At 35.1% G+C, this 17,100-nt stretch carries 16 protein-coding genes; 11 read left to right on the forward strand and 5 right to left on the reverse strand.

The window, feature by feature from the left end; genetic code table 11:
- Positions 1 to 2: 2 nt before the first annotated feature.
- From proB to argH, 5 genes are all read left to right on the forward strand, one after another.
- Positions 3 to 764 carry a glutamate 5-kinase gene (proB, locus tag GWR14_RS00850; protein WP_163407058.1) on the forward strand — a complete coding sequence of 254 codons (762 nt, stop codon included), beginning with the start codon at positions 3 to 5 and terminating at the stop codon, positions 762 to 764.
- 149 nt (positions 765 to 913) lie between these two features.
- A complete protein-coding gene (locus tag GWR14_RS00855; protein ID WP_163407059.1) occupies positions 914 to 1,861 on the forward strand; it encodes an N-acetylornithine carbamoyltransferase in 948 nt (315 codons plus the stop codon).
- A 19-nt stretch (positions 1,862 to 1,880) separates the two neighbouring features.
- Complete coding sequence (gene argB, locus GWR14_RS00860; protein ID WP_163407060.1) at positions 1,881 to 2,654, forward strand: acetylglutamate kinase; 774 nt, start codon at positions 1,881 to 1,883, stop codon at positions 2,652 to 2,654.
- Positions 2,655 to 2,751: 97 nt separating this feature from the next.
- Complete coding sequence (locus GWR14_RS00865; protein WP_163407061.1) at positions 2,752 to 3,822, forward strand: M20 family metallo-hydrolase; 1,071 nt, start codon at positions 2,752 to 2,754, stop codon at positions 3,820 to 3,822.
- A 180-nt stretch (positions 3,823 to 4,002) separates the two neighbouring features.
- Entirely contained in the window at positions 4,003 to 5,283 is a 1,281-nt protein-coding gene (gene argH / locus GWR14_RS00870) for an argininosuccinate lyase (RefSeq protein ID WP_163407062.1), read from the forward strand.
- 458 nt (positions 5,284 to 5,741) lie between these two features.
- On the opposite strand, the gene GWR14_RS00875 is transcribed toward argH, so the two are convergent.
- Entirely contained in the window at positions 5,742 to 6,095 is a 354-nt protein-coding gene (locus GWR14_RS00875) for a winged helix-turn-helix transcriptional regulator (protein ID WP_163407063.1), read from the reverse strand.
- 86 nt (positions 6,096 to 6,181) lie between these two features.
- On the opposite strand from GWR14_RS00875, the gene GWR14_RS00880 reads away from it, so the two are divergent.
- The 5 genes from GWR14_RS00880 to GWR14_RS00900 all read left to right on the forward strand — a co-directional run bounded on the left by GWR14_RS00880 (position 6,182) and on the right by GWR14_RS00900 (position 9,560).
- Positions 6,182 to 6,781, forward strand: a complete 600-nt coding sequence (locus GWR14_RS00880) for an NAD(P)H-dependent oxidoreductase (RefSeq protein ID WP_163407064.1) — start codon at positions 6,182 to 6,184, stop codon at positions 6,779 to 6,781.
- A gap of 36 nt (positions 6,782 to 6,817) precedes the next feature.
- Complete coding sequence (locus tag GWR14_RS00885) at positions 6,818 to 7,519, forward strand: YncE family protein (RefSeq protein ID WP_163407065.1); 702 nt, start codon at positions 6,818 to 6,820, stop codon at positions 7,517 to 7,519.
- A gap of 150 nt (positions 7,520 to 7,669) precedes the next feature.
- On the forward strand, positions 7,670 to 7,840 hold the full coding sequence (locus tag GWR14_RS00890) for a hypothetical protein (protein ID WP_163407066.1): 171 nt from the start codon (positions 7,670 to 7,672) through the stop codon (positions 7,838 to 7,840).
- A 25-nt stretch (positions 7,841 to 7,865) separates the two neighbouring features.
- Positions 7,866 to 8,384 carry an SRPBCC family protein gene (locus tag GWR14_RS00895; RefSeq protein ID WP_163407067.1) on the forward strand — a complete coding sequence of 173 codons (519 nt, stop codon included), beginning with the start codon at positions 7,866 to 7,868 and terminating at the stop codon, positions 8,382 to 8,384.
- A 63-nt stretch (positions 8,385 to 8,447) separates the two neighbouring features.
- Complete coding sequence (locus GWR14_RS00900) at positions 8,448 to 9,560, forward strand: dipeptidase (RefSeq protein WP_163407068.1); 1,113 nt, start codon at positions 8,448 to 8,450, stop codon at positions 9,558 to 9,560.
- 165 nt (positions 9,561 to 9,725) lie between these two features.
- Here GWR14_RS00900 and GWR14_RS00905 read toward each other — a convergent pair whose 3' ends face one another.
- The 4 genes from GWR14_RS00905 to GWR14_RS00920 all read right to left on the reverse strand — a co-directional run bounded on the left by GWR14_RS00905 (position 9,726) and on the right by GWR14_RS00920 (position 15,558).
- Positions 9,726 to 10,205 (reverse strand): DUF2271 domain-containing protein, encoded by a 480-nt coding sequence (locus tag GWR14_RS00905; protein ID WP_163407069.1) that lies wholly within the window; start codon positions 10,203 to 10,205, stop codon positions 9,726 to 9,728.
- Between the two features lie 4 nt (positions 10,206 to 10,209).
- Entirely contained in the window at positions 10,210 to 11,724 is a 1,515-nt protein-coding gene (locus GWR14_RS00910) for an ankyrin repeat domain-containing protein (protein ID WP_163407070.1), read from the reverse strand.
- A 133-nt stretch (positions 11,725 to 11,857) separates the two neighbouring features.
- Positions 11,858 to 13,129: a DUF4374 domain-containing protein gene (locus GWR14_RS00915; protein ID WP_163407071.1), complete on the reverse strand. Its 1,272-nt coding sequence runs from the start codon at positions 13,127 to 13,129 to the stop codon at positions 11,858 to 11,860.
- 32 nt (positions 13,130 to 13,161) lie between these two features.
- Entirely contained in the window at positions 13,162 to 15,558 is a 2,397-nt protein-coding gene (locus tag GWR14_RS00920) for a TonB-dependent receptor (protein WP_163407072.1), read from the reverse strand.
- Between the two features lie 352 nt (positions 15,559 to 15,910).
- Between GWR14_RS00920 and GWR14_RS00925 the strand changes: the two genes are divergently transcribed.
- Complete coding sequence (locus GWR14_RS00925; RefSeq protein ID WP_163407073.1) at positions 15,911 to 16,981, forward strand: helix-turn-helix domain-containing protein; 1,071 nt, start codon at positions 15,911 to 15,913, stop codon at positions 16,979 to 16,981.
- Positions 16,982 to 17,100: the final 119 nt, after the last annotated feature.

Raw genomic sequence — 17,100 nt, forward strand, 5'->3', positions numbered from 1 at the left:
AAATGACTAAAAAACGGATTTTATTAAAAATAGGAAGTAATACTTTAACCAAAGAAACCAATCATATTTCACGGGGAAAGATTGAAGACCTTGGTATACAGATTGCAGCTTTAAACGACGAATATGAATTTATCATAGTGAGCTCCGGAGCGATTGCAGCAGCAAAGCAATTTGTAAAGCTGGATAATCAGGATAAAGATGTATTTGTAAAACAGGCTTTAGCTTCTATCGGACAACCTCATTTAATGCGGATTTACAATGAGAATTTTAAAGATTTAGGATTGAATACCTCACAATGTTTACTTTCTTATTCTGATTTCGAAAAAGAACAGACCAAAAAGAACATTGTAAATACGATTAATGTATTAGTTAAAAATAATTATATTCCGATTATCAACGAAAATGATACCGTTGCGACAGATGAGATTCGATTTGGGGATAATGATAAATTAGCGGCTTTAACAGCGGTGTTGCTAAATGTTGATATTCTGATAATTGCAACTAATACAAATGGAATTTATACAAAAGAATCAATTCATGATGAAGTTCCGGAAACAATAACTCAGGTGAATGATTTAAAATCACTCGAAAAAGAAATCGGAGATTCAAAGTCATCACATGGAACAGGGGGGATGCAGTCGAAAATTGAAGCTGCCGGAATTGCGAAAGCAGCCAACATAGAAACCTGGATCGTCAATGGATTAAATGATAATTTTATTCTAAAAGCATTAAAGAATGAAATTTCATTTACAAGAATTGTTTAATTGTTTATTTGTGTAATCGTTTAATCGATTAATACAGAGGACAATTCAAGACTATTTTTAATAAAAATATAAAAGTTGGATTTGTTTATTTGGCAATCCGATTAAACAAATTAACGATTAACCGATTAAACAAAAACAAAGGCAAAGACATGAACTATATTTCAATAAAAGATATTGACTCATTATCAAAATGGGTAAAAAGTGCGATTAAAATCAAACAGAATCCACTTAAAAACAAAAAACTAGGGAAAAACAAGACCTTGGTTATGTTGTTTTTCAACTCCAGTTTAAGAACTCGTTTGAGTACTCAAAAAGCAGCCTTAAATCTAGGTATGAACGTTATGGTCATGAATTTTGGCAGTGAAGGCTGGACACTTGAATTTGAAGATGGAACTGTTATGAATCAAGGTGCTTCAGAGCATATTAAAGAAGCAGCAGAAGTAGTTTCTCAATATTGTGATATTATTGCAATCCGTGCTTTCGCTGGTTTAGTTGATAAAGAAAAAGATTATCAGGAAACAGTGATTTCAGGATTCCTGAAATATGCTACGGTGCCAATTGTAAATATGGAAAGTGCTGTACGTCATCCATTACAGTCTTTGGCTGACGCTATTACGATGGAAGAGCATAAAACCAAACACAAGCCAAAAGTAGTGCTTTCGTGGGCACCTCACCCAAGAGCTTTACCACAGGCAGTTGCAAACTCGTTTGTTGAAATGATGCAGATGCAAAAAGATATGGATTTTGTAATCACACATCCCGAAGGTTATGAACTAAGTCCGGAAATCACAAAAGACAGTAAAATCGAATATGATCAAAATAAAGCTTTCGAAAATGCCGATTTCGTTTACGTAAAAAACTGGAGTAATTTCAACGATTACGGAAAAGTAACCAATAGCGATCCAAACTGGACTGTTACAGCCGAAAAAATGGCTTTAACCAATAAAGGGAAATTCATGCACTGTCTTCCGGTTCGTCGTAACGTAATTGTAAGTGATGAAGTTTTAGATGGAGAAAATTCAATCGTGATCGAGCAAGCGAATAACAGAACGTATTCTGCACAATTAGTTTTACAGAAAATTTTAAAGAAATTGTAGTTAAGCTACTTAGAAACTTATGCAAGTTACAGTAATCAAAATAGGTGGAAATATTATCGATAATCCAACAGAATTAGAGCAATTCCTAACGGATTTTTCTAAAATCGAAGGACATAAAGTTTTAGTTCACGGAGGCGGAAAATCGGCCACGAAAATGGCACAGAGTATTGGTCTGGTTCCGCAAATGATTGACGGACGCCGAATTACTGATGCTCCAATGCTTGATGTTGTCGTGATGATTTATGCAGGACAAATTAACAAACATATTGTAGCGCAGTTACAGGCAAAAGATAATAATGCAATTGGTTTTTCCGGAGCAGATGGAAATTTAATACAATCTGTAAAAAGAAACCACCCGACAATAGATTACGGATTTGTTGGCGACGTAAAACAAGTTAATACCAAATTACTGGCTACTTTATTAGAAGCCGGAGTTGTGCCGGTTTTCTGTGCCATTACACATGACAAAAAGGGACAATTATTAAACACAAATGCGGATACGATTGCAAGCGAATTATCAATTGCATTATCAGAAGTTTTTGATGTTACTCTGACTTATTGTTTTGAAAAACAAGGTGTTTTACAAGATTCAGAAGATGATTCGTCTGTAATAACAGAAATCAACGAAGCTTTATACCATAAATTAAAAGAAGAAAAAGTAATCCATTCGGGAATGATTCCAAAACTGGATAACTGTTTCAATAGTTTATCCAGAGGTGTACAGAAAATCAAAATTGGGCATCACCGAATGCTTCAAAATTCAGATATTCTGCATACGACGATTACTTTATAAAAGAAAAAGTTGCTAAGTTTCAAAGAAACCAAGACTTTTGCAGTCTTAGAATTTTAGTCCCGATAGCTATCGGGATAGTATCAGTACCTAAATTAAAATGAAAAATATAGAAACGCTTACCCAAGAAGCAATTAATTTATTAAAAAAACTGATTGAAACCCCTTCATTTTCAAGTGAAGAAGATCAAACAGCTCTTTTAATAGAAAATTGGTTCAATCAGAATGAAATTCCATTCAAGAGAGAAAACAACAATGTGTGGGCTTTCAATAAATATTTCGACGAAAATAAACCGACACTTTTACTAAATTCACACCACGATACGGTAAGACCAAATCAGGCCTACACCAACGATCCGTTTAAAGCGATTGAAAAAGACGGTAAACTATTTGGTTTAGGAAGTAATGATGCCGGAGGGTGTCTGGTTTCGTTATTGGCGACGTTTGTACATTTTTACGAAAATCAAAATTTATCACATAATATCGTAATTGTAGCTTCTGCAGAAGAAGAAAGCAGCGGAAAAAATGGTTTAAACAGTGTTTTGAAACATTTACCGGAACTGGATTGCGCTATTGTTGGTGAACCAACTTTAATGCAATTGGCTGTTGCAGAGAAAGGTTTATTAGTTCTTGACGTAAAAGTAAAAGGAACCGCAAGCCATGCCGCACACCAAAACGACGATAATGCTTTATACAAATCAATTCCGGTAATGGAATGGTTTAAAAACTATAAATTCAACAAAATATCAGACGTTTTAGGACCTGTAAAAATGACAGTAACCCAGATAAACGCCGGGAAACAGCATAATGTAGTGCCGTCAGAATGTGATTTGGTGGTTGATATTCGTGTAAACGACTGTTATACCAATGCTGAAATTCTGGAAGTAGTAAAAACGAATGTAAATGCCGAAGTTAAACCAAGATCTATGCATTTGAATGCTTCGTCTATTCCAATCTCTCATGGTCTGGTTCAGGCCGGAATTGCCCTGGGGAGAACAACTTATGGCTCTCCAACGCTTTCAGATCAATCCGTTTTAAGCTGTCAGTCTTTGAAATTAGGACCGGGAGAAACATTGCGTTCGCATTCTGCAGACGAATTTATATTTGTAAATGAAATTGAAGAAGGAGTCGACCTGTATATCAAAATACTAACCGATTTCTTTAAATTATAATATTTTTTAGGAGCTAATCCCGCTATCCGTTACAATCTTTTGTGCCGAACCCCGGCACAAAAGGATTTCCACTGCTATCGGGGCTAAGGCATTCGAAAACTAAGAAATAAAGAAAAATAGAAACTTTGTGAATCTCTGAGTTTACTTTGTGTATCTCGGTGAAACAAAAAAATCGACAATATGAAACTTTGGGAAAAAGGAATACCAACAGATAAACAAATTGAACAATTCACCGTTGGAAACGATCGTGAACTGGATTTGGTTTTAGCAAAATACGATGCTTTAGGTTCAATCGCTCACGCTAAAATGTTGGGTCAGATTGGTTTGTTAACTGCAGAAGAGACAACTTCTCTGGTTGATGCCTTAAACGAAATCATTGCAGATATCGTAGTAGGTAATTTCGAAATCGAAGACAGTTTTGAAGATGTACATTCTAAAATCGAATATCTGTTGACAGTAAAACTAGGCGATGCCGGAAAGAAAATCCACACCGCACGTTCCCGTAACGATCAGGTTTTGGTAGATGTTCATTTGTATTTAAAAGATGAGCTAAAAGCCATAAAAGAACAGGTAAAAACCTTGTTTGATTTGTTGATGGAATCGGCAGAAAAACACCAAAATGTTTTATTGCCGGGTTATACGCATTTGCAAATCGCAATGCCATCGTCTTTCGGAATGTGGTTTTCTGCTTATGCCGAAAGTTTGATTGATGATATCACAATGCTGAACGCAGCTTCAAAAATTGTAGATCAGAATCCGTTAGGATCTGCTGCAGGTTACGGAAGTTCTTTCCCAATCAACAGGACATTTACAACACAAGAATTAGGTTTCGAGACTTTAAAATACAATGCCGTTGCCGCGCAAATGAGCCGTGGAAAAGCAGAAAAAACAGTTGCTTTTGCCATGACAAGCGTTGCAGGAACATTGTCAAAATTTGCAATGGACGTTTGTTTGTATATGAGCCAAAACTTTGATTTTATTGGTCTTCCGGCGCATCTTACAACAGGTTCGAGCATTATGCCACACAAGAAAAATCCGGATGTTTTTGAATTGATTCGAGGAAAATGCAATAAGATTCAGGCGCTTCCATACGAAATCACTTTAATCACCAATAATCTTCCAAGCGGTTATCACAGAGATTTACAGCTTTTAAAAGAAGGTTTGTTTCCGGCGATTCAAAATCTGAAAGCTTGTTTGGATATTGCAATCTTTTCTATAAAAGATATCACAGTAAAAGATCATATTTTGGAAGATAAAAAATACGATTATTTGTTTACTGTAGATACTTTAAACGAAATGGTAGTTGATGGAATGCCTTTTAGAGATGCTTATAAAGCTGTTGCAGAACAATTAGAAGCAGGAACTTATAAGTCTCCAAAAGAAACCAGACACACCCACGAAGGAAGTATTAATAATTTGTGTTTAGAAAATATAAAAGATAAGATGAAAGCTGCTTTTTAAAAGTTCTTTCTAAAAAATACCGAAACCGATTTGTGAACTAAACAAATCGGTTTTTTTATTCTTTAAAAATTAAGAAATTTTGACCTAATTTATATACATTTGAGAATTACTTTTAAATACTGAATATGACTAAATTTGAGGAACAAGCTGTTCAAGATCTATTTGAGAAAAATCTAATTACTTAAATCAGTTTCAGGAAATAAAAACCTATCGGACTCTCAATATCTTTTCATTACATACAGAATTAAAGCTGTTTCTTTATTTAGGTCAAAATTTGATAATCATAATTTACTTAATTTTCATTTAATCCTACTTAATAATTGTTGTTCCACTGAAGTTAAAAATTGGTTTATATTTTTATAATGATTTGTGCATATGTAATTGATTATTAATTGAAATTAATCAAATTGGTCAACGTAAATCAAAATTATAATTTTGTAAAAATTTATATTAAATTTTTACTGAACTGGTTTGCCAATCTTATCTGCCACAAAAATTCCCCATTGGTCAATTGCTTCCAGAGCGGGAATAAAAGTTCTCCCAAATTCAGTCAGGTTATAAACCACTTTTATAGGAGGTTTATCTCCATATACAACCCTGTTAACCAGTCCGTTTTCTTCAAGCTGTTTTAATTGCAGGCTTAAGGTCATTTCAGTTATGGCTGGAATTTCCTTTCTCAATTCATTGTATCTTTTCTCACCACTTTTCAAGTGATGAAGAATAACCGTTTTCCATTTGCCTCCCACGATATCCATAGCCAAACTTATCGTGCAGGCATACAATTTACCATTAACTACTACATTTTTTCCCATAAAAGTAAACCTATCGCTTTTGATAGTTATTGCAAAGGTAGTTCACTATAAGTATTTTTGCAACTATAATTTTTATAGTATAAAGAGTGAAAAATATATTTATTATAAATGCCGGACAGCATTTTGCTCACTCCGGAGGAAAACTGAATGATGAAATAACTTTTTGGGATACGGAATTTTTTACTACAGCTGACGATTTTGAATATAAAATAACCAAAATATCAGATTCTTATGATGTGGAAAGTGAAATTGATAAGTTTCTTTGGGCGGATATAATCATTTACCATTTTCCAATATGGTGGATGTATATTCCTTTTACACTTAAAGAGTATCTGGATAAAGTACTTACTGCCGGACATAGGAAAGGAATGTATTACAGTGACGGCAGAAAAGCAGATAATCCCGAAAGAAATTATGGAACAGGCGGATTAATGAACGATAAAAAATACTTCGTGACTACAACATGGAATGCTCCAGAAGCAGCATTTACAATTCCTGAGGAATTTTTTATGGGAAGAAGTGTCGATGATGGAGTTCTTTTTCCTTTTCATAAAATGAATGCCTTTTGCGGGTTACAGCCTTTGGAGAGTTTTCATTTCCATGATGTTGAAAAAAATATGGACAATAACAGATTGAACAATTTAAAATTGCAATATCTGACACATTTAGAGAATGTCTTCGTGTAATTACGTGTATAATTTTCAAATCTCATAACTTAAAATATGAATACATATAAGAAACTCTTTTTAATTTTACTACTGACAATATCAAGTATAAGCTTCAGTCAAAGCAAAAAATATATTTTAGCACTTTCAAAAGGCGAGAAAAAGGTAATTGTTTATGATTATAAATCACTCGATACTATTGCAAAAATTCCTGTTGGAGAAGATCCGCATGAGGTTGTAACCAGTCCCGACGGATCATTTGCTTATGTTTCAAAACCACTCATGAATGATAAAGGCCATGAAATTGCAGTTTTAAATCTAAAAACATTACAGCCTGAAAAAACTATAGATACAAAACCTTTCTTTATTCCGCATGGACTTGTTTATCTTAATGATCAGCTTTGGTTTACAGCACAAGGTTCTAAAATTATTGGTGTTTTTGATATAAAACAAAATGCCGTTACAGCAGTTTTTGGAACCGGTCAGGATTTTACCCATTTGCTTTATGTTACTCCCAATGGAAAAAGATTTTACACTACCAACGTAGAGTCCGGGACACTTAGTATTTATGAATATTTGGAAATTCCACCTTATATGCCGCCAACTGGTGTACTGCCTGCTAATGCTAAAAATAGACAAGAATGGCGGCAGACATTAGTAAATGTTGGAATAGGGGCTGAAGACTTTGATGTATCACCTGGCGGAAAAGAATTATGGACAGCAAGACCCGATGGTCATATTATGACAGTTGATCTTTAGACTAAAAAAGTTACGTCTGATTTTGATTCTAAAGTATTTGGACTTCATCGTTTAAAAATTACTCCCGACGGTCAAACGGTATGTATTGTAAGTGTAAAAACGGGTGATCTTCTCTATTATAATCGTAAAACTCGTAAGCTTGAAAAGCAGATGAATATTGGTAGGGGAGCCGGTATTTACATGGATAAAGAAAGCAATAGAATGTTTGTTTCCTGTACACCGGATAATTATGTAATTGTGATTGACCTTACTACCCGAAAAGAAATTAAACGCCTCGAAATAGGCAGACCTGATGGTATAACATCGGTCATCGTTAAATAATAAATTAATATCAAACAGATTAAAAATGGCAAATGAAATATTTTGGTCCGAGGAATACCTTCCGGGTACTACAGATAATTACTGCTCAAATGAAGTTATAGTTTCAGAATTAACGGTCGATAAGGTTTGGCCTTATTTAAACAATCCTTTTGCGTGGCCTGTTTATTATGCAAACTCATCCGAAATCGAATTTGATCATAAAGGAGGACCTGAATTCACTAAGGATTCCAGATTCAGATTCAAAACATTTGGTTTTCCGATTGAAGCAGAAATCACAGAATTTGTGCCACCTGCAGCAAATGAACCAGCAAGGCTTGCGTGGCATGGCTGGGCAGAAGGTGATGCAGAAACCAGACTGGATGTTATTCACGCATGGCTTATTGAGGACCTACCTGGTGGAAGAGTTAGGATTCTCACACAGGAAAGCCAGATTGGAAAACCGGCACAGGGACTGGCTAGAGTAAAACCCAATCCGATGATTAACGGCCATCAGGATTGGCTGGAAGGACTTGTAAATGCTGCTAAGAACGATTTAAAAATATAAGCAAAAAAAATTTAGCTATTAATTATCAGAATTATAAAACTGAATAAACCGTAATATTAAAGTATGGACAATAATTGGTCAAGACGTAAATTTTTAATAACCGGCGCAGTGGCTGGTGCAGCACTTGGGTTTAATCCGCTTGCTTCATGGATAGGAAAAGAAGAGGCCGACAATATAAAAAAGATTGTGGCAAAATGTATCGGAATTGATACACACAACCATATGGATGTGCCTTTTAACAGGGAAGAATTTAAGTTACAGCATTATGCTTTAGCGAGCGAATTAAATAGTTCGGGACTATCTGCAATTTGTATGACCTTTCAGGTAGACCGTCCAAAGCTAAACTATGAAGGTGAAGCTTACGAACGTTTTATTACCAGCCTTGATGAGATGGATCAGCTGCTGATTGAGAATAATCTTACCCGCGCTTTGAACTACAAAGATGTGAAGAATTCCGTCCAACAAAAAAAGAAATTTGTAATCCAGTCTGTTGAAGGAGGACACTTCATTGAAGGAAAGCTGGAACGTCTGGAAATAGCTTACAAACGTGGTATACGACATCTGGGACTTATGCATGATGGGCAGACATCACCGCCAATGGGAGATATCTATACAGATAAACCTCAATTTAATGGATTAACTCAACTTGGAATTGATACAATTATAGAATGTAACAGACTGGGAATACTGGTTGATCTTGCGCATTGTAACAATGAAGCTATAAACAGGGCTATAGAAGTTTCTTCCAAATCAATGATTATTTCGCACACTGGTCTCAATACTCGTTTAGGTAAAGATGAAAAAATGGCGAAAATGATGATGCCGAGACTTATTAGTGAAGAACAGGCTAAAACATTTGCTTCTGCAGGAGGTGTAATAGGTGTCTGGACGCATCTTGCAGATACACCATTGGAATTTGCTGAGAATTTGAAGGCGATGGCCGATGTTGTTGGAACTGAGCATATATGCATAGGAACAGACACAAAAATGGCACTCCCAAATAATGTACAGGAGCGATTTGGTAAAAAAACTAATTACAGTTGGGGAGAAAGCTCAGAGGGCTTTTTGTACAGAGTCGTAGAAGCAATGCTGAAGAATGGCTTTTCTGAAAAGGAAATAATTGCGATAACGGGTGGAAACTATTGGCGTGTTTTTGAAAAGTCTACTTCTGCATAAAAATGTGCAGCAAAAAGCTTTCAATGCAATACCATTTTTCAAAACTATTGTATTACTTAAATCAATGCATCTAATTATTTTTTCTAAAAGGAATTAATTAGGCAGTTTGAGAACAGAATGATAAGAACAGACACTGCATATCCAACAGTGTCTGTTTAAATTTCATTAGACTTTAGTAAATCTTACATACTTAATGTAATTTTTTCCTTCAGTTTTTGAAGATAGTTCCTCAGTTGTGATATTGATTTCAAGATCTGCCTGATAATATTTCTGATCTTCCACGGCCGATTCAAAACGCAATTTGTATCCGCTATTAATTTTAGAATCTTCAATTTCCAAAGTAGTCGAACTTCTATCTCCGCCAGTAACCGATGCTCCGGTTTTTGCACTTATATCAGTGGGCTTTTTAGAGTAGAAGGCGTACCATTCCTTAAGGCTTTTGTACCACTTTTTATCTTCTCCCATAACATAAAGTGTTTTGTCATATTTTCCCTGCGGATTTATTAGAGAAACCACAATATAGGCACCTTCGCCCATATAATTTGACATTTGAAGCATGCATTTGTATTTGCTTGTTTGTGCTGATGCATTTAATACAAACAGAAAGCCCAGCATTAAAAATGATAATCGTGATAACAATTTCATAGTATTATTTTAAAAATTCAATATCAATATTGTTTTTGGTCAACAAATCATTCTCTTTCGCCAGATTGTATGCCGTTTCATTAAATTCAGATGTTATTTCTTTTTTAGCACCTATTGAAATCAGATATTTTAAGACTTCATCATTTTTAGACAACATAGCCGCACGGTGTAAAACTGTTAAACCATCTTTGTTTTTGGTGTTTACATCAATTTTTAAAGGAGCCAGTTTTTTAAGTATTTCCAAATCGGTTTTGGTTATAGCCACATGATATAAAGTGCCTCCGTCTTTTTGAGGAGCATTAAAATTTAAACCACTTTTTTGAAGCGATTTTAATTTATCGCCAAAATCATCCTGTTTTGGATTTTCTGCAGTGCCTCCTCCAAAACCACCACGGGCCGGGCGGTAAGAATCTACCAAATAATAGGCTAAATCATTTCCCTGTTTGTCTTTGATTTTTGCATCAGCTCCTTTACTTAGAAGAAGATCAACCGCTTTTGGAGAGCCACTTTTTACAGCATACGTTAAGGCAGATTCTCCTTTTGAATTTACAGTATTTATGTTTTTTACTTTAGGAAGCATCAAGGCTACTATTTCGAAACTTTTCCCTCCCGCAGCATTTATAAAAGGTGTGTTTCCTTCTTTGTTTTCCTGATTAATGTTTACGCCTTTATTAATGAAATAAGTAATAATGTCATCCTGATTGTTTTTAGCGGCAATGTAATGCAAAACATTATCGCCCGATTCGCTGGTAACGGTCGGTTTAATTTTTAAATCATCAACAAGGTATTTAAAAACATCGATTTTATTTGCTTTGCGGAAAGCTCCCTGAGCTGCAAAGATTAAATCCTGATCAGAATATTTAACCCCTTTTTCAACCAGCTTTTTCAGGACATTTACGTTTCCGTATTTTACAGCATAATCAAAAGCATTAAGTCCTTTCTTATCTTTCGATTGTATAGAAATACCTTTAGAAATTAAATAATTGGTAATGCTGAAATCGGTATCAGAACCTACAGCTAATAAAAGGATATTAGCATCGTTTTTGGCTGGATATGTCTTCTTTAAATCTAATCCGTGTTTCTCAAAAGCTTTGATTACAGCAAGATTTACAGTTCCGCTGAAACCGGCGAAGGTTAACGCGGTTTGATCGTGATGGCATAAAAAGTTCATATCGGCACCTTTCTGCAATAAATAATCTACAGCCTCCGCATTTGGTTTTGAAGCAGCGGCATGCAGGTAAGTCCTCCCTTCGCGTATATTTCTCTGGAAATCGATTCCCGGCTGATCAGCCAAATATTTAATTACTTCGATTGAGGCATCATTATTAATGGCTAAACTCAAAGGGTCATCGCCGTTTTTTACATCTTCAAATTTGAAACCATTTAATTCTGCCTTCACAGCTGTTAAATCCGGATTTGTTTTCCAGAATTCCCTGTCCAGAATTTTTAATTTTGACTTTTGTGCGTTTACAAAGGTTAAAGAAGCCATTGTAATTGCTATTAAAAATATTTTTCTCATTACTTTTATTTTTCATCAAAAGGCTGTTGGTAAGGGGACTTTGCTTACCAACAGTCTTTTTTAAATTAACTAAATTTAAAATTGTTCATTTTTGGCAGAGCTTTAAATTTTCTTCCAGAAATGATTGAAGTGATTATTTTATATCGCTTTGAGGGCTTAATTTCCCCATACCCGGAATTGCAGATACTCCTGATACAGAGATTCCTTTTTTTGCTGTTGCTGTAATAGGGTCAATTACATATACTGTTGGATTTGTATTTGGCGTAACAGCAGAAATATAAGCTTTTCCGTCTGCTGTAAATGGCCATCCCACACTTGTGATTTCACTTACCGTAGGGAAACCGTCTCTAACCCATTTAAAATCTTTTGTACTCATGCGCGCAACAGCATATTGTGTCGCGGCAACAGTAGAAGCCACTACTCCTGAAGTATTGTACATTTCTAAAAGGAAATAATCAGCGGTTATGTTCCAAACTTTACGCAGTTTGTATCCGCCTGATGCTTCTTCAATATTAAAATAATAAGCAGCATCAAATGCCGTCGCATCTTTTTTGATTAATAAAGCACCACTTTTTTTAGTAGTTGTACCGTATCCTGTTGAGAAAACATAAGTATTGCCATCAGCATCATTTGCAAGCTGTCCGTAGCGGGCAGAACGAAACTGACCTCCTGAAGCACTTAAACGATTGTCTTTGTAAAGACGTACTAATTTTGCCTGAGCATCCATTTTTGCTACATAGATACTATCTGCATTTACAGGTCTTGCACTAGGTCCAATAGCTAAATTAACTGCTGTAAAAAAAGTATCATTTCCTGCATCTGCGATACCTACAAAGCTTGCAATTTGGTCACCTCCGACAAAACCTTCTCCTACAGCTGCGTATTGTGTAATTGCATTGTTATTATTCAAATCAAATGAATAAAAGACAGAACCTTTTTTTCCGTCATTTGCTCCAGTAAGCGTTTCACCATTTGCGGCAGCAACCAGGTAGTGACTAAAACTACCAATGGTATTAAAGCCTTTGTCAAGTACAAAATCATCTATTTTTTTTAATGCCCCGGCAGCACTTAATTGAAAAACAGAACCTGGTGCGGGATTTCCCTGCTGATAGCTGATAGCAAAAAGTGCTTTGGTGCCGCTATAGCCCCATTGTGTATAACTGCCCATATTTTCAATCGTTCCTGGATAATTTGTACTGACCAAAGTATCTTTTGCAAGGTCTTTAACTGCCATAGTATAAGTAAAAGTAGTAGTACCATCTGATGATGTTCCGGCCAGAAAATATTTATCGGCTGCAGTATTGTCCACTTCCGGTTCTCCGGAGTTATTGTCATTTGAACATGAAGCAAGAGTTAGCATAGCTAAACCTATAAGTAGTGATTTGTTTTTTAGTAATCGATTCATAGTCATTTAGTATTAAAATTTAATTATTATTTTTAGTTATTTTGATGTTTTCCACGATGCATGAAGTAAACTCTGATTTTTCCGTAGAATGCTCTTCCGGGTTTCATCATCCCGAAATTGTCAGCTAGTTCTTCGTCGGTTATATTTTTTACTTCTAAGGAAAAATTGTATTTACCTCCTTTCATACTGTAAGTAGCACTAAAGTCATGAGACAATTGCGTTGGCAGTTCATATTTGTCGGTACCGCCTAAACTTTCCCAGTTGAGATAAAACTGACCTACATAATTAAGACTGTATTCAAGGTTTAATACATTTCCGGAAGATTTTTTTCCAATGTTATGGATGTAATAAGCAGCATCAAGATTACCAAACTTATATGGTATATTTGGCATACGATCCTTGTAATGACTATTTAAAACGGTACCTTCAGATCCTCTGAATTTTTCATTATCATACAGATGCATTGCAGTAAATGTTCCGCCGATCATGGCTTTGTTTCTAAAGTAGTATCTGGCTTCTACATCTACACCAAGATTGTGAGTGCTTCCAAAATTGACAGAGGTCAGTGTTCCTGTTCTGACTAAAATTTCTCTTTTAATAAAATCATCGGTATCTCTGAAATAGCCATTTACATCAAAATAAAGAGCATCAGAATTTTTGAATTCTTTATTTATTGTAAAACCTAAATTATAATTCATTGAATTTTCAGCCACAAGAGATGAATTTCCTACTTCAGCATTTTCATCACCAAAAAGTTCATTATCCGACGGTAAACGGTAAGCCCTTTCCATAGAAGCTTTGAATTGGAAAAACTTCCAGAAATAAGTTGAAGCAATTCCGTAGCCCGTTGTATTATAGCTGGCATCACGTTCCTGCCAGTCAGGATGCGCCTCGTCGGCAGTATTATAAGGTCCGATAACTTTCTGATAATAATTTTTTCCAAAAACATTGACATTCCATTTATTGAGCTGACGGAAGCGGTACGAAATCCCTAAAACATTTTTGTAACTTAGACGGCGTAATTTTTCAAATTCTGTCACAAGCTCCACAGGGGCAGTGGAAGTTGAATATCGTTTTGAGCCAGTCTGGACATCGTTTATAGTAACCGAGTGTGATGGACTGATTTCATAGCTGATATTGCCCATTGCTGAATAATTCTCGTTATCGTATTCTGATAAGGCAGAAGTGCCTCGCTCGCCTTTACTCACGGCCATTGTTCTTTCTCCAAGCCAGTTGTATTTATAGCTTGAAGTGTCAATACTTTTATTGCTGTTGATATTGTAGTTGGCAGATATTCTTGCAGTTAACCCTTTTAAGAATAAGTCTCTTTTGTAATATTCCAGATTGGGCTGAATACCTTTTCTGCTGGTTTCTACTTCTCCGTATACAAATTCGATATTAGCGGGGGCATTTTGTACTTCCTGATGATCCTGGCTTATTGTTGCTCCCACAAAAAAACGGTCTGCCCAAGATTTGTTTACTATACCTAATTTAGCTACTACGGTTTCATTGTGATATGCGGCATGAAAACGTCTAAACTCATAGGTTTCTCTGGAATATTGCCCATTGGTAATCAATCTGCTTTTTATTTTATAATCGTTATCCGAATACGTCTGATAAGCATTTAGCTGAAAAGAAAGACCTTTTGCAGTGGTATGCCCCAAAATAATGTTTGACCTGTGGGTATTAAATGAACCGTATGAATAAGAGGCATCTAAAAATGAATTAGTGGTACGATTTGTCACGATATTGATAGCCCCGCCAATTGCATCGCCACCAAATTCAACAGGAACCACTCCTTTATAGACTTCTATACGCTCTGCTAATGAAACGGGAATATTATTCAATTGAAACGAAGAGCTGTTTCCCTGCATGGGCACACCGTCCATGAAAATTTTTATGTTTCGTCCTGTAAAACCGTTTAATGTAATATTCATATCAGCTCCAACACCTCCGGATTCCCTGATTTTTACACCTGAGGCTTTCGCTAACAAGTGGCCTAAATCTAAGGTGGAGTTGTATTTTGATTTAGCATCCAGAGCCACTACGTTAAAAGGTGATTCCTTAACCTGCTCAATTGCTGATTTGCTTGTAACCGATACTTCTTTAAGACCTATAGGATTGTTGGAAGTCAGTATTATGTTTAGTTCTTTTGGAGTATTGCCCTTTATGTCAGCTTCTACAGTCTGAGTCTGAAAACCTGCCGCAGTGAAAATAATTTTATAATGTCCAGGATGTAGTTCAATTTTGAATGTTCCTTCTGCTTTGGTCTGTGTCGATAAATTTGTATTAGCTATTTCGACAGTTACGCCCGGAATTGTTTCGCCTTCTCCTGAAACACGGCCATAAACTAAAGCATGTTTTTGCTGCGAAAATGTATGAAATGATATTGAAAAGAATAGGAGTAGAAATAAGTATTGCTGGTTCATGAATGGGTTGTAAATAGATAAATAAAAAATTATTTTTAATTAGAATTATTATAAATAACTTTGCAAAAGTATCTAGGTGCTCCACAATACCTGTAACCAAATCGGTATTAAAAATGTCAAAAAGTGGATTAAGTTTAAGTGTTTAAAAATGTATTTTTAAAGATTAAATTGTTGATATTTAATGTTTAATGTTTTTGTTTGTTGCTTTTAGAACATGTTTTTGAAGCTTAGCCACAGAATGATACGGATGGACATAATAAAAAAAATGTATTAATTAGCAGAACGTTGCTTTTTAGAAAGTACCCTACACAAGCAGGAGAGCTGCTGAAAAAATGAATTTTAAAGCTGTATTATGTTTATAAGCGTCAGAGTGAAAGAAGTTGATAAAGAATTTTTAGATATTAACCTTCTTGATCATTATACCGAAGAACCTGATTTAAGTGAAAAAAAAGAGGAGATTATAAATTATGATTTTCTTGATGGAAGATATTTTGTCTATTATACTGATGGTTTCTGTCTGCTTAGATGCAATTATGAGCAGGCCTATAAGTGTACTGACATTATTAAAATTAATGAAGATTATATCCATATTTCATTATTGGCAAGCGGAAGTTATAAAGTGCTTAAAAAAGGAGCCGACGAATTAAAAACACTTACTCCAGGCTCTTTGTCTTATGCTTATCTTTATGATCATGATGTAGAAATGGAAATGTCTGCAGAAGATGAACCGTTGCATTATACTAGAATATTTCTCTCTAAAAAATTTTATCTCGGACTTTTAGAGAATGAGAACTGGATTAAAAAGGATTATTTTTATAAGCAGGTCAAAGCCGGAAATTATTTAGATTTCGGAAATTTCAGAGTTCCGATGAACTACAACATTGTCGAAATACTCAATGAAATAGTCCACAATGCCCACGAAGGTTCTCTGGGGCATTATTATCTGCTTTCAAAGCTGAAAGAACTTTTCTTAATGTCGCATATTTATAAGCTTGAAAAAGTACTGCCGTCTGGAATTAAAGCGGAAGAATATTCAAAACTGGAGCGCGCAAAAATATACCTTGAAAAAAATTACAAAAAAAATCCAACTATAAAACAGGTTTCAAGAGCGGTGCTGTTAAATGAGTTTAAGCTTAAAAGCGGTTTTAAAGAAATTTACAATCAAACTATGCACTCCTTTATAACACAGCTGCGCATGGAGCATGCTCGGAAACTTTTGATGCAGGACAGTACTGTAAATGAAGTTTCTGCTTCGCTTGGGTATAAAAGCGTATCACATTTTATTGCTTCCTTTAGAAAATATTTTGGCGTTACTCCAAAACAGCTCTCAATAACCGATATGTTTACTGATTCTGGCAAAGCAATGTGTTTCACCGCAGGTATTCTTATCAATGACCTTCTCGCGCCGATTTTCTGTTTATAAATTACCATCACTTTAAATGCTTTAATAAGACTAGCGTTTTTAATTTTTTAGACAGATTGATTAATAAACTGATGAATATATTTTTCAGAGTAAAAAAATTACATTTCATTAAACCTGTA

The sequence above is a fragment of the Flavobacterium ajazii genome, assembly GCF_010614725.1.
Lineage (GTDB): Bacteria > Bacteroidota > Bacteroidia > Flavobacteriales > Flavobacteriaceae > Flavobacterium > Flavobacterium ajazii.

Bases quoted from the DNA above. Each gene is read 5' to 3' on its own strand.
- proB (WP_163407058.1), top strand. From the start codon at position 3: ATGACTAAAAAACGGATTTTATTAAAAATAGGAAGTAATACTTTAACC.
- GWR14_RS00855 (WP_163407059.1), top strand. From the start codon at position 914: ATGAACTATATTTCAATAAAAGATATTGACTCATTATCAAAATGGGTA.
- argB (WP_163407060.1), top strand. From the start codon at position 1,881: ATGCAAGTTACAGTAATCAAAATAGGTGGAAATATTATCGATAATCCA.
- GWR14_RS00865 (WP_163407061.1), top strand. From the start codon at position 2,752: ATGAAAAATATAGAAACGCTTACCCAAGAAGCAATTAATTTATTAAAA.
- argH (WP_163407062.1), top strand. From the start codon at position 4,003: ATGAAACTTTGGGAAAAAGGAATACCAACAGATAAACAAATTGAACAA.
- GWR14_RS00875 (WP_163407063.1), bottom strand. From the start codon at position 6,095: ATGGGAAAAAATGTAGTAGTTAATGGTAAATTGTATGCCTGCACGATA.
- GWR14_RS00885 (WP_163407065.1), top strand. From the start codon at position 6,818: ATGAATACATATAAGAAACTCTTTTTAATTTTACTACTGACAATATCA.
- GWR14_RS00890 (WP_163407066.1), top strand. From the start codon at position 7,670: ATGAATATTGGTAGGGGAGCCGGTATTTACATGGATAAAGAAAGCAAT.
- GWR14_RS00895 (WP_163407067.1), top strand. From the start codon at position 7,866: ATGGCAAATGAAATATTTTGGTCCGAGGAATACCTTCCGGGTACTACA.
- GWR14_RS00900 (WP_163407068.1), top strand. From the start codon at position 8,448: ATGGACAATAATTGGTCAAGACGTAAATTTTTAATAACCGGCGCAGTG.
- GWR14_RS00905 (WP_163407069.1), bottom strand. From the start codon at position 10,205: ATGAAATTGTTATCACGATTATCATTTTTAATGCTGGGCTTTCTGTTT.
- GWR14_RS00910 (WP_163407070.1), bottom strand. From the start codon at position 11,724: ATGAGAAAAATATTTTTAATAGCAATTACAATGGCTTCTTTAACCTTT.
- GWR14_RS00915 (WP_163407071.1), bottom strand. From the start codon at position 13,129: ATGAATCGATTACTAAAAAACAAATCACTACTTATAGGTTTAGCTATG.
- GWR14_RS00920 (WP_163407072.1), bottom strand. From the start codon at position 15,558: ATGAACCAGCAATACTTATTTCTACTCCTATTCTTTTCAATATCATTT.
- GWR14_RS00925 (WP_163407073.1), top strand. From the start codon at position 15,911: ATGTTTATAAGCGTCAGAGTGAAAGAAGTTGATAAAGAATTTTTAGAT.